The 18,367-nt window shown below is 39.1% G+C and carries 20 protein-coding genes; 1 reads left to right on the top strand and 19 read right to left on the bottom strand.

The features are described 5' to 3' along the window. Positions 1 to 38 precede the first annotated feature (38 nt). The 17 genes from gpmI to nth all read right to left on the bottom strand — a co-directional run bounded on the left by gpmI (position 39) and on the right by nth (position 15,660). The gene (gene gpmI, locus E7A03_RS01105; protein WP_316073592.1) at positions 39 to 1,565 is read right to left on the bottom strand and encodes a 2,3-bisphosphoglycerate-independent phosphoglycerate mutase; all 1,527 of its coding nucleotides are present in this window, start codon (positions 1,563 to 1,565) and stop codon (positions 39 to 41) included. A gap of 13 nt (positions 1,566 to 1,578) precedes the next feature. After that, positions 1,579 to 2,349, bottom strand: a complete 771-nt coding sequence (gene tpiA, locus E7A03_RS01100) for a triose-phosphate isomerase (RefSeq protein WP_060919726.1) — start codon at positions 2,347 to 2,349, stop codon at positions 1,579 to 1,581. 1 nt (position 2,350) lies between these two features. Continuing rightward, positions 2,351 to 3,529: a phosphoglycerate kinase gene (locus tag E7A03_RS01095; RefSeq protein WP_038125415.1), complete on the bottom strand. Its 1,179-nt coding sequence runs from the start codon at positions 3,527 to 3,529 to the stop codon at positions 2,351 to 2,353. A 13-nt stretch (positions 3,530 to 3,542) separates the two neighbouring features. Beyond that, the gene (gene gap, locus E7A03_RS01090) at positions 3,543 to 4,553 is read right to left on the bottom strand and encodes a type I glyceraldehyde-3-phosphate dehydrogenase (RefSeq protein ID WP_155086161.1); all 1,011 of its coding nucleotides are present in this window, start codon (positions 4,551 to 4,553) and stop codon (positions 3,543 to 3,545) included. Positions 4,554 to 4,620: 67 nt separating this feature from the next. Then, on the bottom strand, positions 4,621 to 5,646 hold the full coding sequence (locus E7A03_RS01085; RefSeq protein ID WP_287507666.1) for a sugar-binding transcriptional regulator: 1,026 nt from the start codon (positions 5,644 to 5,646) through the stop codon (positions 4,621 to 4,623). A gap of 239 nt (positions 5,647 to 5,885) precedes the next feature. Further along, positions 5,886 to 6,512, bottom strand: coding sequence for a uracil phosphoribosyltransferase (gene upp / locus E7A03_RS01080; RefSeq protein WP_008601199.1), 627 nt, complete (start codon positions 6,510 to 6,512; stop codon positions 5,886 to 5,888). A gap of 184 nt (positions 6,513 to 6,696) precedes the next feature. After that, positions 6,697 to 7,929, bottom strand: a complete 1,233-nt coding sequence (locus E7A03_RS01075) for a serine hydroxymethyltransferase (RefSeq protein ID WP_004697326.1) — start codon at positions 7,927 to 7,929, stop codon at positions 6,697 to 6,699. 46 nt (positions 7,930 to 7,975) lie between these two features. Continuing rightward, positions 7,976 to 8,413 (bottom strand): ribose 5-phosphate isomerase B, encoded by a 438-nt coding sequence (rpiB, locus tag E7A03_RS01070; protein WP_004696955.1) that lies wholly within the window; start codon positions 8,411 to 8,413, stop codon positions 7,976 to 7,978. 11 nt (positions 8,414 to 8,424) lie between these two features. Further along, positions 8,425 to 8,871 carry a low molecular weight protein arginine phosphatase gene (locus tag E7A03_RS01065; RefSeq protein WP_004697098.1) on the bottom strand — a complete coding sequence of 149 codons (447 nt, stop codon included), beginning with the start codon at positions 8,869 to 8,871 and terminating at the stop codon, positions 8,425 to 8,427. A 112-nt stretch (positions 8,872 to 8,983) separates the two neighbouring features. Continuing rightward, entirely contained in the window at positions 8,984 to 10,015 is a 1,032-nt protein-coding gene (locus tag E7A03_RS01060; RefSeq protein WP_004697150.1) for an L-threonylcarbamoyladenylate synthase, read from the bottom strand. Between the two features lies 1 nt (position 10,016). After that, positions 10,017 to 10,886, bottom strand: a complete 870-nt coding sequence (prmC, locus tag E7A03_RS01055) for a peptide chain release factor N(5)-glutamine methyltransferase (protein ID WP_004697198.1) — start codon at positions 10,884 to 10,886, stop codon at positions 10,017 to 10,019. Beyond that, positions 10,879 to 11,961 carry a peptide chain release factor 1 gene (gene prfA, locus E7A03_RS01050; RefSeq protein ID WP_004697261.1) on the bottom strand — a complete coding sequence of 361 codons (1,083 nt, stop codon included), beginning with the start codon at positions 11,959 to 11,961 and terminating at the stop codon, positions 10,879 to 10,881. Before prfA ends, prmC begins: the two co-directional genes overlap by 8 nt. Before the next feature lie 2 nt (positions 11,962 to 11,963). After that, positions 11,964 to 12,869: a DUF1385 domain-containing protein gene (locus E7A03_RS01045; protein ID WP_008601206.1), complete on the bottom strand. Its 906-nt coding sequence runs from the start codon at positions 12,867 to 12,869 to the stop codon at positions 11,964 to 11,966. Positions 12,870 to 12,926: 57 nt separating this feature from the next. Beyond that, positions 12,927 to 13,124 carry a 50S ribosomal protein L31 gene (gene rpmE / locus E7A03_RS01040; protein ID WP_004696185.1) on the bottom strand — a complete coding sequence of 66 codons (198 nt, stop codon included), beginning with the start codon at positions 13,122 to 13,124 and terminating at the stop codon, positions 12,927 to 12,929. 79 nt (positions 13,125 to 13,203) lie between these two features. Then, positions 13,204 to 13,473, bottom strand: coding sequence for a YdbC family protein (locus tag E7A03_RS01035; protein WP_004696187.1), 270 nt, complete (start codon positions 13,471 to 13,473; stop codon positions 13,204 to 13,206). 104 nt (positions 13,474 to 13,577) lie between these two features. Next, positions 13,578 to 15,023: a hypothetical protein gene (locus tag E7A03_RS01030; protein WP_316073591.1), complete on the bottom strand. Its 1,446-nt coding sequence runs from the start codon at positions 15,021 to 15,023 to the stop codon at positions 13,578 to 13,580. A gap of 1 nt (position 15,024) precedes the next feature. Further along, positions 15,025 to 15,660: an endonuclease III gene (gene nth / locus E7A03_RS01025; protein ID WP_316073330.1), complete on the bottom strand. Its 636-nt coding sequence runs from the start codon at positions 15,658 to 15,660 to the stop codon at positions 15,025 to 15,027. Positions 15,661 to 15,783: 123 nt separating this feature from the next. Here nth and E7A03_RS01020 point away from each other — a divergent pair, with 123 nt between their 5' ends. Next, positions 15,784 to 16,053: a DUF896 domain-containing protein gene (locus E7A03_RS01020; RefSeq protein WP_316073331.1), complete on the top strand. Its 270-nt coding sequence runs from the start codon at positions 15,784 to 15,786 to the stop codon at positions 16,051 to 16,053. A gap of 116 nt (positions 16,054 to 16,169) precedes the next feature. Here E7A03_RS01020 and E7A03_RS01015 read toward each other — a convergent pair whose 3' ends face one another. Further along, positions 16,170 to 17,225 (bottom strand): ABC transporter substrate-binding protein, encoded by a 1,056-nt coding sequence (locus tag E7A03_RS01015; RefSeq protein ID WP_316073590.1) that lies wholly within the window; start codon positions 17,223 to 17,225, stop codon positions 16,170 to 16,172. Positions 17,226 to 17,311: 86 nt separating this feature from the next. After that, positions 17,312 to 18,367, bottom strand: coding sequence for an ABC transporter substrate-binding protein (locus E7A03_RS01010; RefSeq protein ID WP_316073589.1), 1,056 nt, complete (start codon positions 18,365 to 18,367; stop codon positions 17,312 to 17,314).

The raw sequence follows: 18,367 nt of genomic DNA, 5'->3' as shown, positions 1-18,367 counted from the left end.
TAACTCTAATTAACTACTAATATAGTGAAAGCTCCATATTATGCTTTATGTACCAAGCTATGACCTGTCATAGCTTTTGGTTGTTTTATCCCAGCTAAGTCTAATAATGTAGGAGCAATGTCACATAATTTACCAGCTTCTAATGTAGCTGTTTTTAAACTGTCGCTCATTAAAATTAAAGGAACCAAGTTCGTTGTATGTGCCGTATGTACCTTACCTGTTTCATGATTAACCATAAGCTCTGCATTACCATGATCTGCTGTAACTATCAGATGACCTTTCTTGCTACGAATAGCCTCCACGATACGACCTAAACAAGTATCTACTGCTTGAACCGCTTTAACGGCAGCTTCAAAGCTACCAGTATGACCAACCATATCTGGATTTGCAAAATTCAAGATAATCATGTCATATGTTTCATCTTGTATCGCTTGTACAACCTTATCGGTCACTTCATAAGCACTCATTTCTGGTTGTAAATCATAGGTGGCCACTTGAGGGGATTTTACAAGAATGCGATCCTCTCCTTCAAAGGGTTCCTCTTCACCGCCATTAAAGAAATATGTAACATGAGCATACTTTTCTGTTTCCGCAATACGCAATTGGCGATAACCACCTGCACTTAGAACTTCACCTAATGTTTCAGATAATGTATCCTTTTCATACACAATATGTACGGGCAAACCATCCTCGTATTTTGTCATAGTTGCCATATATATAGATAGTGGCTCCCTTTTAAAGCCATCAAAATCAGGTAACACTAGTGCCTTTGTAAGTTCACGACCACGGTCTGGGCGGAAGTTACAGAATATAACCGCATCTCCATCTTTGATAGTCCCTGCAGCATCAATCACCGTAGGAAGTACAAACTCATCTGCCGCATCTTTATCATAAGACTGTTGCACCGCTTCACATGCAGATATAGCTATTTCACCTTGACCATGCACAATGGCATTATATGCCAATTCAACGCGGTCCCAACGATTATCGCGGTCCATTGCATAATAGCGACCACTAACTGTAGCAATTTTACCACAATTGAGATCAGCCATATACGTTTCTAAGTCCTTTAAATAGCCTTGTGCACATTGTGGAGCTACATCACGACCATCGAGCAAAGCATGGACATACACATGCTCGATTCCATTATCATGAGCCCCCTTGATGACTGCCTTAATATGATCTAAGGAACAATGCACATTACCATCTGAAACTAGACCTATAAGATGTAAGCTTTGCTTCTTAGCTACTTCGTATAGTTCCTTCATAACAGGGCGATTATAAAACTCACCAGACTCGACATCTTTAGTAATACGAGTCAAATCTTGATACACTATGCGACCAGAGCCAAGATTTAAATGGCCAACTTCAGAATTTCCCATTTGACCTTCTGGAAGGCCTACCGCAAGCCCTGATGCTTCTAATGTTGTATGTGGATACGTATCCCATAATCGATTAAAACAGAGCGGCTTCGCCTGTACTACAGCATTGGTTGTGTCTGATTTATCCCCCAAGCCAAAGCCATCTAGGATGACTAGCATTACGGGAGCCTCTAATTTAGCCATTTGTAACCTCATATTAAGCGCTTACTTGGTTTGCAGCTTTAATAATATCAATAAATTCATCGACCACAAGTGATGCACCACCTACGAGAGCACCGTCAATATTAGGCTCTCCAAGGATTTCTAGTGCATTTTCTGATTTAACGCTACCACCATACTGGATGCGTACTGCATCGGCAGTTTCATTATCATATAAAGATTGAATGTAATTGCGGATTTCTTTGCATACCTCTTCAGCTTGATCAGCCGTTGCTGTCTTGCCCGTACCGATAGCCCAAATTGGTTCGTACGCAATGATCAATTGACTGACTTGTTCTTTCGGAATATCAGCCAAAGCCCCTTTTAGTTGAGACGTAATCCAGTCAAGTGTATGACCCGTTTCACGATGTTCTAAACTTTCACCAACACAGACAATAGGATTCAAATTATGATGAAATGCACTTTTAATTTTTGCATTAACGGTCTCATCTGTTTCGCCATAATATTCACGGCGCTCAGAGTGACCGATGATTACATAATTAACGCCTACTTCTGTAAGCATAAGTGGTGAAATCTCACCAGTAAACGCACCAGCATCATGATAATCCATAGTTTGTGCACCTACTTCAATAGCTGTATTTTTCGTCAATACTACAGCACGTTCGATAGCTGTAAAAGGCGGACATACAACTACATCACAGGACAATTCCATATCTTGTAACACGCTGTTAAACGCTTCGATCAGAATTGATCCAGATGCAATGGTGCCATTCATTTTCCAATTCCCTGCAATAATGGGTTTTCTCATATTATGCCTCGGACAATGCAGCAATACCCGGTAGGATTTTGCCTTCTAAGAATTCTAAAGATGCACCGCCACCTGTGGAGATGTGGCTAATTTTATCTGCTAAACCACTTTTTTCAATGGCTGCTACAGAGTCGCCACCACCAACGATAGTCATCGCATCAGATTCAGCTACAGCTTTCGCTACTGCATTTGTACCAGCTGCAAAGTTTTCCATTTCAAATACGCCCATAGGACCATTCCAAATAATAGTCTTCATTGGCGCCAATGCTTCTACATAAAGTTCGCGGGTTTTAGGCCCAATATCTAATATCATCCAGCCATCTTCGATTTGATCAACATCAACGATTTTAGTATTAGCATCGTTGCTGAAAGCATCTGCTACTACAGCATCAATAGGTGTTAGTAATTTAGCACCTGCTACACGAGCTTCCATAACAAGGTCTGTAGCGATAACTTCTTGACCTTCTTCAAATAAGGAGCTACCAATATTGCAACCTTGCGCTTTAATGAACGCATTAGCCATACCACCGCCGATGATCATTACATCAACTTTAGGCAATAAGTTAGAAATAACGGAGATTTTATCTGTAACTTTCGCGCCACCAATAATAGCTGCCATAGGTGTTTTGGGATGTACTATAGCTGCACTTAATGCGTCAATTTCTTTTTTGAGCAAGAAACCTGCTGCCATAGGGATATAATCAGCAATACCGACTACAGATGCCGCATTACGGTGAGATACACCAAACGCATCATTGATAGCAACATCTGCAAGAGATGCCAATTGCTTAGCAAACTCAGGGTCATTTTTAGTTTCTTCATTGTGGTAACGCAAATTTTCAAGCATCAATACATCACCAGATTGTAATGCTTTTACAGCTTCTTCAACTTTAGGACCAATACAGTCATCTACGAATGCTACAGGCTTGTTGATAAGGTCAGATAAATGCTTAGCACATGGTGCCAAAGACATTTCTGGTTTGCGTTCTCCCTTAGGACGACCAAAGTGAGAAGCAAGGATAACCTTTGCCCCTTTTTCGATTAAGTAATTGATAGTAGGTAATGCACTACGAATACGAGTGTCATCAGTGATGACACCGTCTTTCATAGGAACATTAAAATCAACACGAACAAATACTGTTTTATTAGCTACTTGTAAACCTTCAATTGTTTGTTTCATCAAAGCCTCCTGATTATAAGCCTTTGCTTGCTACAAATGCGGCCATGTCAATAAGACGTTCGGAGTAACCCCATTCGTTGTCATACCAAGAAACAACTTTTACCATGTTGCCATCCATAACCATTGTCAAATCAGCATCAACAATGGAGCTACGAGAATCAGAGCTGAAATCACAGGATACCAATGGTACATCAGATACACCAAGAATACCTTTTAATTCACCAGCTGCTGCTTTGCGAAATGCTTCGTTGATTTCTTCTTTAGTAGCCGGTTTTTCAAGTTCGCAAACAAGATCTGTAGCAGATACGTCTGGAGTAGGAACGCGCAATGCAAAACCATCTAATTTACCTTTTAATTGAGGCAATACTTTAGCAACAGCTTTCGCTGCCCCAGTTGTTGTAGGAATGATGGACATTGCTGCAGCACGAGCACGGCGAGGATCTTTATGACGTGCATCAAGAATTTTTTGGTCATTTGTGTAGGAATGAATTGTAGTCATCATACCGCGTTTGATACCGAATTCATCACATAATACTTTAGCAAATGGAGCCAAGCAATTTGTTGTACAAGATGCATTAGAGATAATGTGATGTTTTGCAGGATCATACATATCTTGGTTAACGCCCATAACCATAGTTAAGTCTTCGTTTTTACCAGGTGCAGAGATTAATACTTTTTTTACAGTAGGTTGATTCAAATGAACCTTTGCTTCCTCTGCATCACGGTATTTACCAGTACATTCCATAACAATTTCTACGCCTTCTTCAGACCAAGGTAATTTAGAAGCGTCGCGGTCATGGAATACACGGATTTTTTTACCATCAACGTAGATATTTTCTTCATCAAATGTTACTTCATTAGGAATTGTACCGTGTACGGAATCGTATTTTAACAATAATGCAGTACCTTCATTATCACCAGTTGCATTAATTGCCACTACATCCACATCAGGATTATTAATCGCTGCGCGAACTACACATTTACCGATACGACCAAAACCGTTAATACCAACTTTTACTGCCATTGTTAGATCCTCCTAATAACAAAAATTCTAACCAAATTCAAACTAAAATTTATAACTACTAATTCGCCTATAAGGCAGAAATTTGTAACAATTGACGCATACCTTCGGCTGCTTGCTCATCAATAATAAGTATACCTTTCTGGCAAGCTCGCATCACACCTATAATAGCGCTCGCTTTTTCTTGTCCGCCAGCTACAGCAATAACATTGGGAACCTTTACTACATCGGGAAGTGATAAACCAATATTATTAGTAGAATAAATTAACTTACCCTCAATGTCACAATATTGGCCAAGTGCTTCACCTACCGCATGATTATCTACCAACTGCTTACGCACATCATCGGCAATATGGCGCTGATCCGCCATGCGCATTGCAGTACCAATACCAAATAATAGTATGTCAGTCCTACTAATGAGGTCTCCAATTTCTTTAATTTGTGGTTCACAAGTCATGAGCATATGTAATGAGTCTTGTGAAAGTCCATCAGGTAAATGGAGCATCTTATAGGAACCACTTAGTCGTTCAGCAAGCACCGAAGCAATTACATTAGCTTGGTATTCCACTACTTCACCAACGCCACCACGGGCTGGTACCACAGTAGGATTGAAAGGTAAGATAGGCATTTCTTCAGCTATTGCTGCCATGGTACTACCCCCACTGATGGCTACTACTGCATTAGGTTTCAATAGGTCTTGCAATAACTTTGCCGCTGTAAAACCTAACTTTTTAACCATCAAGGTTCCTTCTGTAGGTGTAATAACAACTCTATCGATATGAAGTGCTTCAGTCAATCGATGTTCTAGCTCGTTAATACGATCTAGCTCATTTAAAAAATTTCGTAACTTCGGAACAATTGCATGTCCCTCATCAGTGAGAAAAATCCCTGGTTTATAAATGTCTACAAGACCATTAGCACGCATTAACTCAATATGACTTCGTACGGTTCGCTCTGGAAGATCCGTTGCGGTAGCTAATGTTCTACGGCCTATAGGCTCTTCATAAACAAGGTGGTTTAGTATTTTGTATCGCTCCTTCAATACGCTAACAATTTCAGGAACAATACGTTCACATATCATTAGAAATTCGTTCATCGGGTCCCTCCTTTACCCGTTGGGATTACATGAATCGTTTTTCGTCCCATGTGAACAAAATCCGTCCCACCTAAAATAAAAAAATACTTTTACACTTGTATTGTATACCTTATGTAATTTTTATTCAACCCTAAATAAGAGAAAACGACATACGCCTTAGATAATTTGTTATTATTTCAAATCTAATAATATGTCGTCATGTCCCCTTATTATATTCTAATATGTCGTTTTATTGTATTTTATTTTGTACCGAAGATACGGTCACCAGCATCCCCTAAGCCAGGTAAGATGTAACCATGATCATTAAGTTTTTCGTCGAGGGCCGCTACATAAATAGGAACATCAGGATGTTCTTTATTTACAGCCTCTACACCTTCGGGAGCAGCTACTAAGCACATTAATTTAATATGTTTAGCACCTTTTTCTTTTAGCAATGTAATCGCTGCGGCTGCACTACCACCAGTAGCAAGCATTGGATCAGTTACGATGAAGTCGCGTTCCCCTACGTCAGATGGTAGTTTACAGTAGTATTCTACTGGTTTCAAAGTTTCAGGATCACGGTACAAACCAATATGACCAACTTTTGCAGTTGGAATTAAACTAAGCATACCATTTACCATACCTAGACCAGCGCGAAGAATTGGAATAATACCCAGTTTTTTACCTGCAATTCGTTTGCCAGTCATTTTAGTTAGTGGTGTTTCTACCTCCACATCCTCAAGTGGTAAGTTGCGTGTAATTTCATACCCCATCAACATAGTAATTTCATCAAGTAGTTCTCTGAAATCTTTAGAGCCTGTTTGTACGTCACGCATCAATGTAACTTTGTGTTGAATCAATGGATGTGTCATAACATTAACTTTCATGACTGTCCTCCTATAAAACAATATACATATCCCATTCTAGCGATTAACTATTATATTTACTCTATCACAGATTAGAAAATCATGCCATAAAAATATTGAAAGGGATGTGCCAATGGCACACCCCTTTTACACTACCTATAAACTTATAGGACTATAAATATATATTTAATATTAGTACAATCGATTAGTACAATGGATACGCTTCACAAAGTGCAGCAACACGTTTACTAGCTTCTTCATGGACCGATTTATCCTCAGGATTTTTAAGAACCACTGCAATAATATCAGCAATTTCTTCCATATCTTTCACTTGCAAACCACGTGTTGTAAGAGCTGGCGTACCAAGGCGAATACCACTTGTTACAAATGGGCTAGCGGGATCAAATGGAATTGTATTTTTATTACATGTAATACCTACTTCATCGAGTAAGTGTTCAGCTTCTTTACCAGTTAAACCAGTATTACGAACATCTACAAGCATAACATGAGTATCTGTACCGCCAGAAACAATTGTTAAGCCCTTTTCTTGTAATGCTGCAGCCAACGCTTTTGCATTGTCGATAACTTGTTGTGCATACACTTTGAACTCAGGTTGTAAAGCTTCACCAAATGCTACAGCTTTAGCAGCGATAACATGCATCAAAGGACCACCTTGGATGCCAGGGAAGATGGCTTTATCGATTGCTTTAGCATACTTTTCTTTGCAAAGAATCATACCACCACGAGGGCCACGCAATGTTTTATGAGTTGTTGTAGTAACGATATCTGCATATTCCACAGGGTTTGGATGTAAACCAGCTGCTACAAGTCCAGCAAAGTGAGCCATATCTACCATGAAAATAGCATCTACTTCGTGTGCCACTTCAGCCATTTTCTTAAAGTCGATTTGACGGCTATAAGCACTACCACCAGCGATAATCAACTTAGGTTTTGCTTCCAATACAATTTTACGGAACTCATCGTAGTCGATTTGTTGTGTTTCAGCATCTACACCATAAGGTACTACATTGAAATATGTACCAGATACGTTAACTGGAGAACCATGAGTCAAATGACCGCCATGGGACAAGTTCATACCCACAATAGTATCACCTGGTTGTAATAATGCGAAATACACGCCAAAGTTTGCTTGAGAACCAGAGTGAGGTTGTACATTAGCATGTTCTGCACCGAACAGGCGTTTTGCACGTTCGATAGCCAATGTTTCAATAACATCAACATTTTCACAACCGCCATAATAGCGTTTACCAGGATACCCTTCTGCATATTTGTTAGTCAATACGCTACCTTGAGCTTCCATTACAGCTTGAGAAACAAAATTTTCAGAAGCAATCATTTCTAATTTATCGCGTTGGCGTGCTAACTCTTGGTTGATAACAGCTTGAATATTAGGGTCTTGTTTTTCTAAGAAACTCATGAGTATCCTCCTCATATAGAACAACTATCTATAAAGTAATGATGTATTATTTCTCTAATGCTTTTATTTTCTCTACACGACGTGCATGACGTCCACCTTCAAACTCAGTTTCCATAAAAATGGTTACAATATCGTTAGCAAGGCCTGGTCCAATAACGCGTTCACCCATAGTAAGGATGTTCGCATCATTATGTTCACGACATGCGTGAGCAGAAAATGTATCATGACAAAGAGCAGCGCGAATGCCCGCTATCTTATTTGCTGCAATACCGATACCGATACCTGTACCACAAATCAAAATACCGCGATCTGCTTGACCAGATACAACTGCATTTGCTACAGGTACTGCAATATCAGGATAGTCGCAAGACTCAGCTGAATAACAACCAAAATCCTCTACTTCATGTCCCAATGCACTCAATACTTCTTTAACAGATTCCTTCAGATTTAATCCGCCATGATCACAACCGATTGCAACTTTCATAATTTCATCTCCTACGCCTTCTGAGGCACTGATGTAAGACCGGCCTCTACTAAGTGATAAATTTGTTCCGCACATTGATTATATACGGTTTGGTCAGATCCATATGGGTCCGTAACATCACCATCTAGACCACCCCACTCGGAAATTGTTTTAATTTTACCTTCCTCAAAGGGGAATTGGCGAAGTAGTACAGATTTGTGATCTTTCGTCATACCAAGAATAAGATCTGCTGCATTTACGAGTTCCATCGTTAAGGGTCTCGATTCATGGTTGGAAATATCTGCAATGGAACGGACAGCTACTACGGCTTGTTCAGTTGGTTTTGCTCCATAAGCGGCAAATAAACCAGCTGATACAGTTGTAACATCCTTATGTTTCTCCGCTGCAAGGGCCCGTGTAATACCTTCAGCCATAGGGCTGCGGCAAGTGTTACCGGTACATACAAATAAAATATTCATAATAACATCCTTACTCAATCACATTTTGTGATTACTTTATACATTATAGCAAATCTATCCAATATGTAAAGACATTTTTCTATTATCAGTGGACATCTTTATGCTATTAAATTTACTTATAAATGATATGATGACTCGATGCTTTTTCCATTCGATTCATAATGGCAACACCGAAACCATCATCATCAACACCTTCTGCTAGGATTAGCGTAACATGATTTTCATTAAAATGTAATAGACTTTTATAAAAGTCGTGCCCCAATGCTAACGCATCTCCATGATGGCCAAAACAATGGCACATAAATCGTCCATCCTCTTTAATCAAGTTATACGTTTCATGACTTACCAAACACCCTATGGGACCTTCTATGCCTTCTGAAAGCTCTTTGAAAGTGTGTGCTACACCTTCTGGACTACCTACAACAACCGTCATAGGTGCATCAGGCGCATAATGCGTATACTTCATGCCAGGAGCCTTTGGTATAGTGGTTGCATTAACTAACGCAGTATCATACTCAACAGTAGACACCACACGTTCAAGCTGTGCTTTTGTAATTCCACCAGGTCTTAATATAATGACCTTATCATCATGGACTTCTACAACAGTAGACTCTACACCAATCGTACATGGACCAGCATCTAAGATATAGGAAATGCGACCATTCATATCATTATATACATCTTCTGCAGTAGTTGGACTTGGGCGCCCTGAAATATTGGCACTAGGTGCCGCTATAGGTATGCCTGCACGCTCTAATAATACTCGACATGCCTCATGATCAGGACACCGAAGCGCCACACGAGATAAACCACCTGTTGCACGATCTGGCACTAAATCAGATTTAGGCAATGTAATCGTTAATGGCCCTGGCCAGAATGTATCCATTAAGGCTTGCGCCGTAGCAGAAATTTCTGTTACCAAAGGTTTTATGCTTTCACTATTAGGAACATGCAAAATAAGTGGATTATCAGAAGGCCGTCCTTTGGCAGCATAGATTTTATCCATCGCCTCTGGATCTAGACCATTTGCACCTAATCCATATACAGTTTCTGTAGGAATAGACACCAATTCACCATTGCGCAAAGCACGGGCTAACGTATCTATATCTTGTTCTGATGGATTTGTAATGATTTTAGTATCCATATTAGCCCTCATATACAGCTGTCACTACCCGGTTATGACCACCGAGGTCAGCTATAAATTGAATATTCGAATATTGACCTGTTTCTTGCAATAAAGCACCTACCTCTTTTGCTTGGTCAAAGCCTACTTCAAACGCCACACGGCCATTAGCGTTTAAATAATTTCTACATTCTTTAGCTAAGATTCGATAAAATTGAAGCCCATCCTCTCCACCAAATAATGCAATATGAGGCTCATTTAATACATCTGGAGACAACATCTTTAAATCACCAGTTCGAATGTATGGAGGATTAGAAACAATAAGATCAAATTTCTCCTCTTTTCCATATAAAGTGGAGAACATATCTGATTCCATAAACTGTACTCGGTCAGCTAAATTAAAGGACTCACCATTTTCGCGTGCCACCGGTAAAGCATCTGTGGAGATATCTAAACCAACACCACTAGCATTTGGCAAATAATGTAATAGACTTAATAATATTGTCCCAGGGCCTGTGCATACATCAAGAATACGCACATTACTATCTTTTGGATAAGTACCTAGTACATGCTCAATCAAGGTTTCCGTATCAGGTCGTGGAATCAATACCTTATCATTCACCTTAAAGGTCAACCCCATAAAGTCCTTTTCCCCAATGATAGCCGCTACACAATGCCCCTTAGCCCGTTGTTGAACGAGAGGCCTAAAGGCATCGAGCTCGTCTTGAATAAGCGGTTGGTCATAATGGGTATATAGATAAATCCGATTTTTACCTAAAACGTGAGAAAGCAGTACTTCCCCATCAAGTCGAGGTGTATCCATCTCCTTGCTTTGAAAGTACTGCTCTGTCCACTGGAGAATACGACCGATTGTCCAAATCTCCTTATGCATTTGTATTAGCCTCCTGCATTTTTGCCGCTTGGTCTGCAGCATTTAAGGCTTGAATAATTTCATCAAGATCGCCATTTAAAATAGCATCTAATTTATATAATGTTAAATTAATACGATGATCTGTGACGCGACCTTGTGGGTAGTTATAGGTGCGAATACGTTCACTACGATCACCTGTGCCGACTTGACTCTTACGATCTGCAGCCATACTAGAAATGGCCTCTTGTTCAGCTTGATCCTGTAACTTAGCACGCAATACACGCATAGCTTTTTCACGGTTTTGTAATTGAGATCGTTGATCTTGACACGCTACAACGATACCAGATGGTAAGTGTGTAATACGAACAGCAGACTCAGTTTTATTGATATGCTGACCACCGGCACCACTCGCACGATATGTATCAATTTTTAAATCTTTTTCATTAACTTCAATATCAACATCTTCCATCTCTGGCAATACGGCTACTGTAACTGTAGATGTATGTACACGGCCTTGTGTTTCTGTAGCCGGTACACGTTGTACACGATGTACACCAGATTCAAATTTCATCTTAGAGTATACATTTTCACCATCCACAGAGAAAATAACCTCTTTAAAGCCACCAAGCTCTGGTTCATTAGCATCGATAATCTCACAACGCCAGCCTTGGCTTTCCGCATATTTTGTGTACATGCGAAACAAGTCACCTGCAAATAATGCAGCTTCATCACCGCCAGCGCCCCCGCGAATTTCGATGATAATATTTTTATCATCATTAGGATCCTTAGGCAATAATAGAACTTGCAACTTTTCTTCCAATTCCTCTTTTTGAGGTTTCAACTCTTTCAATTCCTCTTGTGCCATTTCGCGGAATTCTTCGTCCATGGATTTATCTTCAATAACTTCCATAGCTTCATCAATACCAGATAAAACTTTTTTGTAAGTACGGAACGTTTCAACGGTTTCAGATAATTGAGCATGTTGACGGGTCAATTTACGCCATTCATCTTGGCGAGCAATGACCTCTGGGTCACTAATGCGCTGCTCAAGATCCATAAATTTATCTTCAATAACTTGTAATTTATCAACTAACATGTTTATTCCTCTTCATATGCGTCACTCTCAGGCGGACGGACCTCTTCTAAAGCTCGTATAGCAACTTCAATTTGATCATCTTCTGGTTCACGCGTTGTCATATATTGTAACGCAAGACCTGGTTTAATAAGAGCTTTCACAAAAGAATGATCGCTACGTCCAGCAAGACGAATTACCTCGTACGCAATACCAGCTACTACAGGCATAAGGAGTACGCGGCTCACGATACGTTCCAACAAATTGGGCCAACCCAAGAAAGCAAATACAAAGATACTAACTACCATAACAATAAGTAAGAAATTTGTACCACATCGCGCATGCAAGCGACTTTGTTGGCGAACGTTTTCTACAGTTAAAGGCAAATCTAATTCATAAGTATGAATCGTTTTATGCTCTGCCCCATGATATTGGAAAACTCGTTGAATATCCTTCGTAAGACCAATCCCCCAAATATAAAGTAAGAAAAGTACTAAACGAATGACACCTTCAATGAGATTTAATACTATATGATTATCCTGTACACCAGGAATGAATTTTACGATAAATGTAGGCAATGCCAAAAACACAGCTATCGCAAATAGTGTAGAAATAACCATGGTAATGGCGATTTCACTATTAGACATTTCTTCCTCTTCATCGCCAGCAGCCTTAGCAGAGAAGGATAAAGCCTTCATGCCTATCACTAGAGATTCATAGAGAGCTACACAGCCACGAAGAAATGGTTTTTTCAATATTGGATATGTGTCAGCAATGGACTTTGTAGCCTCTTTTTGAACTACAATAGTTCCCGCAGGCTCACGTACGGCAGTTGCCGTATAGCCAGGGCCTCTCATCATGACACCTTCGATCACAGCCTGTCCTCCGACAAACTTTTTTATACGTTCTCTGTTCACAAGATCTCCTCTCATAAACAAATATAGGCAGAGCCAACAGCCCTGCCAATACATGTTACATTACAATACAAATTATTTGCCGTAACGTTTGTTAAATTGTTCAATACGACCACGAGCTTGAGCCGCACGTTGTTGACCAGTGAAGAACGGATGGCATTTGGAGCAAACGTCTACACGAAGGTCTTCTTTTACAGAGCCAGTTTTGAATGTGTTGCCACAACCGCAAGTTACTGTAGCTTCTTTATAGTCTGGATGAATACCTTGTTTCATTCTATACACCTCTTTCCAGCAATCAATATTATTCTTATAGATTATAGCATGACACCTGCACAAATGCAAGTAACCAATACTATTCCTTGGATGCTTGCTTTTCTTCAATAGCCTCAGCTAAAATAGCTTCCAAGTCGCTTTCGTTGAGGATGTCACGCAATGCAATAAGCTCCTCTAAAGAAAGGGTAATACCTTTTTTCATGCTTGTATATTCACTATCCCAAGCACGAAGATCAAACTTAGGATTGTATTTTCCCCAACTAGTACATGTTAATTGTTTTTTCCAACCATCTTTATCTTCAGATAAAGTACCAATAACCTTGAAGATTTCAAAATTAATAACTGCCATAGGTCCTCCTTTCTTACATATTCATATGCTATGTTTCGTATCTACTATATTTAGTAGTTTATATTTTTTAGGATACGATATATTTTAAACCAAAATTATATGATTTACAATTCTTTTTTATAGTCACTATAATCTTCAATATCAATAGAAGCTGTAGGTGGCATAACTTGTGCACCTAATGAATCTACGGTCTCTTTCCAACTCGTTGTAGCCTCCGTAACAGCCTTAATATATGCCTCGTCAGCAGCCTGTACAGATTCAATTAGTTGGGTCTCATCCTTTACATCTAATACGCGACGACGTACGCTACTAAGCATATAGCCAAAGGATTCATCTGTTTGAACGAGCATGGAGATTTCTTGAATCAATGTTTGACCCGTAGTGCTGCAGAAATAGGCATACCACATATATGCTAATTCAGCATCTGGGAGCATCCAGTACATATCATCTACAGGCGCTTCTGTCGCAATATCTACATCAATATGATCAGTATGACGTTTAAAAGTAAGAAAATAAGCTCCACTTTCAATAAGAGCAGTGCGACCTAATTCAGATACACGGCTATCAATGCAATAAATACCATCTTGACCTAAGGCTACGTCCGTTTGACTGCCGGGCAACAAAATAGAACGCAAGGACAAGCCATAATTTAATACCGTAAATACTGGCAATTGCGCAAATACGCCATGAGGTAATGGAATATAATTAATTGTTTTCCACTCATCCCCTACACGTTCACGAAGACCAACACGCATTTTTTTTACATCGTATTTACCATATACGATTTCATAAGCCCCTAATGGAGTCCATTCCCGTATAGCTTCTACTCGTTTTTGGTTCAAGAAAAATTGCAACGCCATATTATTTAAGCCCAATTGATTTTGTGCCATTGTAGCAGGTAAGAATAATTGAGCAGTCCCTTCTGGAACCAAGTTATGTAATCCGTTAGCGACCTCTTCCACAATATCTTCAGAGGATTGGAACATACCAACTGTGCCTGTAAAGATATGGTCAAAATAGCTACGATGAGGCCATTGATTAATGATTTGAGCCATTGGATATAAACGTGTCAAAATGCTATAACACACGGGAGATGCCGTATACAGAACGACTTTTTTATCTTCATAAGATTGAAGAATCTCTTCAACCATGCCTGCATATTCTTCTACATAAGCATACAGAACCAATTCTCCCGTTTTACTATGAGCTTCGATACTTTCACGAACAGGAGTTTCCCAAATAGTTCCTACATCTAGACCTTCTAAAATACCTGTGTCACTAATAAAATCAAACAATTCCACTCTAAAGGATGGTCCATAAAGAGCTTGGAATGTATTCAAATCATATGGTACAGGACCAAAGGATTCTACTGTGGATTTTTCTGCTAACGCATATAAATCATCTGCCGTTACCCCCCACTCACGGGAGCTAGCATTACTAGAAATCAATTGATCTAGCACTTTAAAACGCATTAACTCATTTACAATATCAATTCCCTTAATACCATGATTAGCACAAAGGGCAATAAATTCTTCGTTATTTACTTTCATATTAAACCTTTCCGGCTGAAGGACATAGATGATTTAAAAAACATTCATTACACAAAGGCTTACGAGCCTTACACAATCTACGGCCATGATAGATTAACCAGTGGTGTGCAGCAGCCCAGTCCTCTTTTGGGATTGCCTTTTGTAACTTTTGTTCCATCTCTTCCGGCGTCTTAGCAATACCTAATTTTAATCGATTAGACACGCGGAATACATGTGTATCTACCGCAATGGCAGGTGTACCAAATAAAACGGATACCACAACATTTGCTGTTTTACGCCCTACACCAGGCAATTCAACGAGTTGATCAAACTCACGAGGCACCTCTCCATGATATTGTTCAACTAAAATCTGACAAGTAGCAATTAAGTTTTTTGCCTTGGATTTATAAAGACCGCAATCTTTAATAAGAGTCTCTAACTTCGCAACCCCAATCTCAAGCATCTTTGCAGGATGATTAAGTTTAGGGAACAATCGTTTCGTAACAATATTGACCCGTTCATCCGTACATTGTGCAGACAAAACTACAGCAACTAATAATTCAAATTCATTTGTATACTCAAGGGCAGGTTTTGCATCAAAATAATGTTCTTGTAACAGTTTCAACTGCTCTGCCTTTATCGCTTTTGTTACACGCATACAGTTCTCCTTTCTCACCTGTGAAAGTACAGACGCGTACAACTTATATCTTACCATACGTATTCATTAAGTTCTATGTTATAATAAAACATGCTATTCTAATATAGAATACAGGAGGCGCATATGAGTAATATTAACGATACATTAAATCGAATAAATGAACTAGCTGCAAAGAAAAAATCTGGTCAAGAATTAACACCAGAAGAATTAGTAGAAAAAAAAGAACTATACGAAATTTACTTAAGCTTCATTCGTGGTCAAATTACAAGCACCTTAGACCGCGTTGAATTTGTAGACCCAAAAACAGGTGAAAGAACCGCTCCTAAACGAGCTCTAGAAGATTTAGCTAAAGAAGCTGACCAAGATATTAAAGAACATAAAGATATTCACTAAGACTACAAAAGCGTACGCATGAAGGATATTTCCTAATGCGTACGCTTTTGATTTTTATTTTTACTATTTTCGCTTCTAAATAAATAAAATATATTACTAGACTAGTATCAATATTTCTATTGAGGTCCTTCTCCAGCAATAATACGTTGTGCCTCAGCATCAGATAAATCATAGTGTAAGAAAGTCTTATAGAATAATTTTGTTTCTTTTGCTAAATCAATATCATTAAATAATTGAGGTTGTATGATTTGACCTGCCCATAAGATTTGTAATGCAGACTCAGCACTGTAACGGTCCCATTTAAAGGTCCCTACAGGATTGCTATATATGCGACCTGTATGAACAGCTTTGATACCACTCCATTGAGGATCACTCATAATCTTCTCAATGGCTGCTTTGGAATTCACATCACCTACAATAATGATATCTGGATTTGCCTTAATAATTTCTTCCATAGTAAGCGTCAAGCCACGGCCCTTTTGTTCAATAGCATTCTTACCACCAGCATAACGGATCCATTCATCAATAATTGTTTTTGTACCATCAACCTTTAAAAGGTTCTCGCCACTCGCTATATGCATAACAGTAGGACGTTCAGCATCGGATAAAGACTTAGTTTTAGCTTCTGCAATACCGATATTCTTATCTAAATAAGCAATGTACTCTTTAGCAATACCAGGTGCTTTATCGCCGAGGATATCTGCAGTCATAGTTACTACATCACGAAGCCCTTTATAGTCTGTAAATTCCATTTGTACAGCTGTAAAACCACCTTGGCGAACTTGTTCAGCTTGTTTTTTACTATTTACAATAATGACTTCAGGTTTCACCTTTTGTAGTTCTTCTAATTGTACATCAAAGCCAAAGCGATCTGGTGCAGCAATATCTTTAATACCAGGATAAATATGAGAAAACCATGGTAATGTTTGAACATATTGAGTCGTAGCTACTAGCTTATCCGCGCCACCTAACATTAGTACAACTTGGTTGTTAGCTGGCCATAAATCTGCAATACGCTTGACCTCAGTAGGTAATTGAACCTGTGCTCCCCCAATATCCGTAATGGTATGAGTTTCCTGTTTTGTACCTTGGAAAGCATTCTCTGTGCCACAGCCTGTGATAAGTCCTAAGGACATGATCAGTGTGAGCAATACATAAACTATACGTTTCATTCGTTCTCCTACAGAAAAGGTCCAATTTGACATTGGACCTTTTACTTAAAATATAACTAACTATTTACAGTCTAGATATAAACGATTTATTTAGCTGGTGCTTCACCGTTGATAATACGTTGAGCATCATCAGCAGATAAATCATAATGTAAGAATGTTTTGTAGAATTCTTGAGTTTCTTTTACAAGATCAACATCGCTGAACAATTCAGGGTGAATTAATTTTGCAGCCCATAAAATTTGTAATGCAGATTCAGCACTGTAACGATCCCAGTTGAAAGTACCTACAGGGTTACTGTAAATGCGACCATTTTGTACTGCTTTAAGGCTTGCCCATTGTGGATCATTCTTAATCGCTTCAATACCTTTGCGGGATTGTGTACCACCAATGATGATAATATCAGGGTCAGCTTTAACAATTTCTTCCATAGTTACGGTAATTTGTGGACCATCTGCTGTAATAGCATTTTTACCGCCGGCATAACGAATCCATTCGTCGATAATAGTTTTATGACCATCAACCTTTAATAAGTCATCGCCACCAACGATATGTAATACAGACGGACGATCTGCATCAGCTATATTTTTAGTTTTATCTTCAGCAAATTTAATTTTTCCATCTAAGTATGCAATATATTGTTTTGCAATTTCAGGAGCTTTACCACCTAGAACTTCAGCCGTAATAGTTACTGTTTTACGCAAGCCATCATAATCAGCAAAATTTACACGAACAGCAGGAATACCAGCATTACGTGCCATTTCAATTTGGTTTTTATTACTTGCTAATACAACTTGAGGTTGTACCTTTTGGATTTCTTCCATTTGTACATCTGTACCCTTTACAGGCGCTGGAATTTCCTTAATACGTGGATACACTTGTGCAAACCAAGGCAAACCTTGAACATTCTTAGTAGTAGATACTAAAGTATCTGCACCACCAAGCATCAATACAACTTGGTTATTGGCATGCCACAAGTCGGCAACCTTTGTAATATCTTTTGGAATTGTTACATCAGTCCCATCGATATCTTTTACAACACGCGTAGCAGATTGATTACCTTGGGAGGCATTCTCTGTGCCACAACCAGCCAACATAAATATGGCTGTCATAAGAGCTAACAAAAATACAACAATACGCTTCAT

Source organism: Veillonella parvula, assembly GCF_032472435.1.
Lineage (GTDB): Bacteria > Bacillota > Negativicutes > Veillonellales > Veillonellaceae > Veillonella > Veillonella parvula_N.
The sequence above is the reverse complement of the archived record's forward strand: the minus strand, read 5'-3'. Positions and strand labels throughout refer to the sequence as shown.